6 protein-coding genes are annotated in these 5,960 nt (G+C 67.0%); 2 read left to right on the forward strand and 4 right to left on the reverse strand.

Features of this window, described 5'->3' with window-relative positions:
* The 3 genes from QZ281_RS07425 to purL all read right to left on the reverse strand — a co-directional run.
* Positions 1–1,027 (reverse strand): cytochrome P450 (locus QZ281_RS07425; RefSeq protein ID WP_292226646.1); only part of this gene is annotated, 1,027 nt, incomplete at its 3' end.
* Positions 1,028–1,091: 64 nt separating this feature from the next.
* Positions 1,092–2,177 carry a glycosyltransferase family 4 protein gene (locus tag QZ281_RS07430; RefSeq protein ID WP_292226649.1) on the reverse strand — a complete coding sequence of 362 codons (1,086 nt, stop codon included), beginning with the start codon at positions 2,175–2,177 and terminating at the stop codon, positions 1,092–1,094.
* A gap of 41 nt (positions 2,178–2,218) precedes the next feature.
* A complete protein-coding gene (gene purL, locus QZ281_RS07435; RefSeq protein WP_292226652.1) occupies positions 2,219–4,435 on the reverse strand; it encodes a phosphoribosylformylglycinamidine synthase subunit PurL in 2,217 nt (738 codons plus the stop codon).
* Between the two features lie 111 nt (positions 4,436–4,546).
* Here purL and QZ281_RS07440 point away from each other — a divergent pair, with 111 nt between their 5' ends.
* Together QZ281_RS07440 and QZ281_RS07445 are read left to right on the forward strand one after the other, a co-directional pair.
* Positions 4,547–4,687: a hypothetical protein gene (locus tag QZ281_RS07440; RefSeq protein WP_292226655.1), complete on the forward strand. Its 141-nt coding sequence runs from the start codon at positions 4,547–4,549 to the stop codon at positions 4,685–4,687.
* On the forward strand, positions 4,687–4,932 hold the full coding sequence (locus tag QZ281_RS07445; protein ID WP_292226657.1) for a Tat pathway signal protein: 246 nt from the start codon (positions 4,687–4,689) through the stop codon (positions 4,930–4,932). The genes QZ281_RS07440 and QZ281_RS07445 overlap by 1 nt, the downstream gene beginning before the upstream one ends.
* A gap of 131 nt (positions 4,933–5,063) precedes the next feature.
* Here the strand turns inward: QZ281_RS07445 and QZ281_RS07450 are convergent, their stop codons facing one another.
* The gene (locus QZ281_RS07450) at positions 5,064–5,756 is read right to left on the reverse strand and encodes a hypothetical protein (RefSeq protein WP_292226660.1); all 693 of its coding nucleotides are present in this window, start codon (positions 5,754–5,756) and stop codon (positions 5,064–5,066) included.
* Positions 5,757–5,960: the final 204 nt, after the last annotated feature.

Consider the following 5,960-nt stretch of genomic DNA (forward strand, 5'->3'; position numbering starts at 1 on the left):
CAGCGAGTGCGGTACGGGCCATGGTCGGGGCGGGCGGGAACAGACGCATCGTCTCCTCCAGCACGGCGCGGGTCCACGGCAGGCTGTCGGCCCATTTGGGCTGGCTGACGTCGAAGGCGTCCGCCTCGCCCTTAAGGCGCGCCAGATATTCGGGCTGGCGCGACAACAGATGCAGGGTCCAGCCCAAGGCGCGAGCGGTCGTCTCATGTCCCGCCAGAATAAAGGTCAGGATGTTGGACGCGACTTCGGCATCGCTAAGGCCTGGACCGCCGTTTTCGTCGCGGGCCAGCAGCAGGGCGCTGAGCAGATCGTCATGGGCCGCGCCGCCCGCCTCGATCTGGGCGCGGCGGGCCTCGACCAGATGGGTTACGCGTCGCTCGAAGAAACGGGCCGAGCGGAAGCTGGCCAGCCGCCCCAGACGCGGCGCCCAGTCCGGCGCGCCCAGCACGTCCAGCGGATCAATCCGCGCCCCATTGGCCAGAAACTGGTTCAGCGCCCGTTCGAACCCGCGCGCCTCGCCGCCCAGTTCGTCCGAGAACATGGTCGCCGACAGGATGTCGAAGGTCAGGCCCGACATTTCGCTGTCGATATCCAGCACACGCCCATGGGCCGACAAGGCCCACGACGCGACGCGGGCGTGGCAGACCTCGGCCATGCGGGCGTTCAGGGTGGCCATTTTCGCGGGCGTGAACAGGGGCGCCAGGATGCGTCGCGCGCGCCGCCATGTGTCGCCCTCGGTCAGCAGCAGACCTTCGGCCAGCATCGGTCCCAGCACCCGCCGCTGCAGGTCGCCCTTCACATAGTTGGCGGCGTTTTCCGTCAGGACATGGCGGACGCCCTCGGGGTGGCTGACCACCAGGATCTCGCCCAGCGGGCCGACGCCGTGCAGTTGCGGCTCGTTGAAATGCCGTTCCGACCACATGCGGATGGGGTCGCGCCAACTGATCCAGAGGAAGGGCAACAGCGACAGCGGCTGGGTCCGGCGTACCGGAATGCGAGGAACGAAAGGCGTATCGACGACCGTCATCAGCGTATCTGCTCCGCATGGCCCCAGTTTGAAGATAGGGCTGGTTGCGAGGATGCGCCATGTTTCAGGTCTTGGCGCGGGTCTTTCGGGCCTCGACCAGACGGGCGCGCAGGGCGTCCAGCTGGGCCGCGCGGCGCTGTGGCGTGTGCTCGGTCTGGACGTGCTTCTGACCACTGCGCGCCATGGTCAGCCTCAGCTCGGGATCGACGATCAGCTGTTCGATCCGGTCGGCCAGAGTGGGGGCGTCCAGCGGCTCGACATAGAGGGCGTGCGGGCCGCTGCCTTCGCGCAGGCCGCCGCGACCGGACGATATGACCGCCGCGCCCGCCGCATGGGCCTCCAGCGCCGCCAGAGGGAAGGGATCAGGAAAGGCGGACGGGACCAGGGCGATGGCGGCGCTTTGCAGGGTGTCACGCACCACGGCCCAGGGCTGCTGTTTGCGCAGGGACACGCGGTCGCCGAAGCGCGCCAGCCGGTCGATCTGGGCCTGCGCCCAGTCGGCGTGGGTGTGCCAGTCGATGACCAGCAGGTCCGCGCGCCAGTCGGGATGGCGCTCCAGCACCGCCTCCAGCGCCTCGCAGATCAGGTCGAAACCCTTTTCCGGCACAGCGCGGCCCGTATAGGCGATGACCGGCCCGCGCTCCTCGACCGGGGCGGCCCACAGGTCGGCGTCTATCGGGTTGTGGATGGTGAAGCCGCGCTCGGCCAGCGCCGGGAAACAGTCGGCGAAGGCCCCGCGCAGATAGTCGCTGACGAAAATATGGGCGTCGAAGGCGCGGAACCGGTGCTCATAACGCATCCGCGCCAGCGGGTTGCCGCCGCCGCTGGCCTGATTGTGGCGGTACAGGACGCTGGGGATGTGCGGAAAGGCGCGGGCGATGGCGGCGGCGCTGGGGCCGTGCTGGTGCAGTTCCAAAAACTGCGGCGGATCACGGCGCAGGGCGCGGATGATGCGCCCGGTCCGGCCCAGACCCGGTGCGACCGCATGGGTGGCCAGATCGCCGCGATCCACAGCCCCGGCATCGCAATAGACGGTCACCTGATCCCGGTTCGCACTGAAGCGGGACAGGGTGCGCGCGACCGTCTCGATCGAGTTCGGCTGGGTGCTGCAGAAGATCGAGCCGGGGCCCATGACGACGGCGGTTTTCATGCCTGCAGCCTGCTCATGAGCCCTCGGTCAAGGGAAGCGGTTTAAGCCGCGCCTTCGATCCAGTTCGGCATCCAGCCTTCGTGCCATTCGCGCAGGTGGGCGACGGGAATGCTGAACAGCTCGCCCTTGTCCCCGCGTGAGGCGAAGGCGTCGCCGCCCGCGTGGCCGACGACCGAGGCGTGCAGACCGGCTTCGCGCGCCTTGGCGATCAGGGCGTCCGCGTCGGTCACCGCGACCAGATAGCGGGCCTGATCTTCACCGAACAGGAAGGGGTGGGCGTGGGCGGCGCTGGAGGCGTCCAGCGTCACGCCGACGTCTGAGGCCAGCACCAGATCGGCGGCAGCCCCGATCAGGCCGCCGTCGGACAGGTCGTGAACCACGGTCAGCTCGCCGCCTTCGATCAGGCCGCGCACAAAATCACCGGTTTTCTTTTCCAGCTTCAGGTCGACCGGGGGCGGTGCGCCGTCTTCGCGGCCCAGAACCTCGCGCAGATAGATGGAGGCGCCCAGTTCGCCGTGCGTCTGGCCGATCAGGACCAGCGTATCGCCCTCGGCCATGCCGCCAAAGCCGGTCACCACGTCATAGTTGGACAGCAGGCCGACGGCCCCGACGGTCGGGGTCGGCGGAATGGCGACGCCGTTCGTCTCGTTATACAGGCTGACGTTTCCGCTCACGACCGGGAAGACCAGTTCGCGGCAGGCCTCGGCCATGCCGTCGATGGCGCGCACGATCTGGCCCATGATCTCGGGGCGTTGCGGATTGCCGAAGTTCAGGTTGTCGGTGATGGCGATGGGGCGCGACCCCACGGCGGTCAGGTTGCGCCAGGCCTCGGCGACGGCCTGTTTGCCGCCCTCATAGGGATCGTTCTGGACATAGCGCGGGGTGCAGTCGGACGTAACGGCCAGGCCCTTGTCCGTGCCATGCACGCGCACCACGCCCGCGTCGGCGCCGGTGGACGAATCCTGCAGGGTGTCGGCCATGACGTGACGGTCGTACTGTTCCCAGATCCAGCGCTTGGACGCCATGTCGGGGCAGGCGACGACCTTCATCACCGCATCGGCCCAGTTTTCGGGCGCGGGCACCTCGGCGGGGCTCAGCTTGGGCTGCAGTTCCGGCTGGACCCACGGGCGGTCATACAGGGGGGCGTCGTCGAACAGGGGCGCCAGAGGCACGTCGCAGACGGTTTCGCCGTGATGCTTCAGCACCAGGCGGCCGGTGTCGGTGGTCACGCCGATGACGGCGGCGTCCAGACCCCATTTCTTGAAGATGCGGTGTCCGTCTTCCTCGCGCCCCGGCTTCAGCACAGCCAGCATCCGCTCCTGGCTTTCCGACAGCATCATCTCATAGGCGGACATGCCCTCTTCGCGCTGGGGCACCGCGTCCATGTTCAGCTCGATACCGACGCCGCCCTTACCGGCCATCTCGACCGAGGAAGATGTCAGACCCGCTGCGCCCATGTCCTGAATGGCGGCGACGGCGCCGGACGCCATCAGCTCCAGCGTGGCTTCGATCAGCAGTTTCTCAGCGAAGGGGTCGCCGACCTGGACGGTGGGGCGTTTGGATTCCGACTCGTCGTCGAACTCGGCCGAGGACATGGTCGCGCCGTGGATGCCGTCGCGGCCGGTCTTGGAGCCGAAATAGACCACCGACAGACCCGCCGAGGGCGCGGCCGAGTAGAAGATGGCGTCCGACTTGGCCAGACCCACGCACATGGCGTTGACCAGGATGTTGCCGTTATAACCGGCGTGGAAGTTGGTCTCGCCCGCCACGGTCGGCACGCCGACGCAGTTGCCGTAACCGCCGATACCCGAGACGACGCCCTTGACCAAACGCTTGGTTTTTTCATGCGACGGGTCGCCGAAGCGCAGGGCGTTCAGCAGGGCCACCGGGCGTGCGCCCATGGTGAAGACGTCGCGCATGATGCCGCCCACGCCTGTCGCCGCACCCTGATAGGGCTCGATGTAGGAGGGGTGGTTGTGGCTCTCCATCTTGAAGATGCAGGCGTCGCCGTCGTCGATGTCGATCACGCCCGCGTTCTCGCCTGGACCGCAGATGACGCGATCGCCGGTCGTCGGGAACTTGCCCAGATGGATCTTGGAAGATTTGTAGGAGCAGTGCTCGGACCACATGACCGAGAAGACGCCCAGTTCGACGTGGTTGGGCTCACGCCCCAACCGGTCGAGGACGACCTGATACTCGTTCGGGGCCAGACCGTATTCAGCGGCCAATTCGGACATCGTCTTTTCAGGAGCGCTCATGGGCGGGGCTTCTAGCCGCAGATGGGGCAAATGTCAGCCCGCACGGCGCAAGATCGGGGAACATCGTTGAGGCCGGGCGGTTGATTCAGGCGAAAGCCGCAGGAGCCTTCCATGACCGACCGCCCAATCGACCCCGCCGCCACGCCGCAGGACGAGGATCTGCCCGAAATCGCCGCCGATGACGCGGGCGCCTCTGCTCTGGCCGAACAGCCGCAACCTGACGCCGGCAACGCCGATGAGGAGGACAAGTGATGACCGACAAAACCCGTTTGCCAGCCGCGCAACATCAACAGATGGACCGCTCCAACGATGTGGAGACGACCAGGGAAATGGATGCGGCGGCGCCGGAACTGGCCCTGGAAAGCCGTCAGCGGCTGACCGGATCAGCCGTCGGCGTGGGCAGCGTCGGCTTTGACGAAAGCGGCGCCTTTGATGTCGGCGCCGACGATCATGATCCGCAGGATGACGCGATCACTGACGATCCGCCTAAGCCCTGAGTTCAGGCCCCGAGTTCAGGCAATGCGTTCAGCCGCGCTCGACGCCTGGACGCAGACGGAAGGTCAGGACGACGCCCGCCAGCAGCACCAGTATTGCGGCGGCCAGAGCCGTAAAGGCCAGGGGCGGATTATCAGGCTGTTCCGCTACAAAGGCGCCCAGAAGACCCCAAGAGACCGGCAGGGGGTAGGCCAGGGTCCGCAGGCGCGCCGTCACCGCGATTGCGATCAGGGCGGTGACCACGACCGCCGCCACGGCCCACCCTGTAGGCGTCAGCGCTGTCGGCAAGGCGTTGAAGGCCGTCGCCGTGGTGATCAGGTTCAGGGGGGGCGGCGACTGTCAGCCAGCCCGCCAGTCCCGCTAGCGGCCAGACCGTCAGCATCCGGTCGCGATCAAACCGGCCCAGCGTGCGGATCGTCCCGCCAAAGGCCAGCAGCGGGACCAGCAACGCAATCAGGCTGGCGAAGATGATGATGACGCTGGCCGCCTTCAGATTCATCGCCGCGACGATGATCCAGAAACCTATGCCGAACAGGGTCACCACCGACGGCCAGCCCAGACGGTTGATCAGGGTGCTTTCGCCCGTCTGCGGCAGCACCTGCCGCACCGCATAGGCCAGTATGCCCAGATACAGCAGCCCCCAGATCGAGAAGGCGTACCCCGCAACCCGCAGGGTGGAGTTGCCGTCCGCCGCAAACTCGGCCTGGGTCAGGCCCAGTCCCGCCAGGTTCTGAACAATGGGTGCGACGACGGCGAAGACAGCCGCGGCCAGCACGACCAGTCGTCGGGTGCGTTGGGCGGGAGTGGGGCGAACGATCGAGGACATGACGGCTCCAACAGTGAAGGTCGAACCATGATTACGCATCGAGCGGGCGGATGGTTCATTCGTCCGTCCAACGCCTATGTCGCACTGTTCTCTCAGGCGGTGTAGTAGGCAGGCCGTGTCCGCCGTTGAGGCGCAGCCCTGTCGAGCTTGAACGAGTGTCCGTCAGACCCGCCGTCATCAGCCTTATTCTGGCTGCCGCCGTGG

The sequence above is a fragment of the Brevundimonas sp. genome (genome assembly GCF_018608325.1).
Lineage (GTDB): Bacteria > Pseudomonadota > Alphaproteobacteria > Caulobacterales > Caulobacteraceae > Brevundimonas.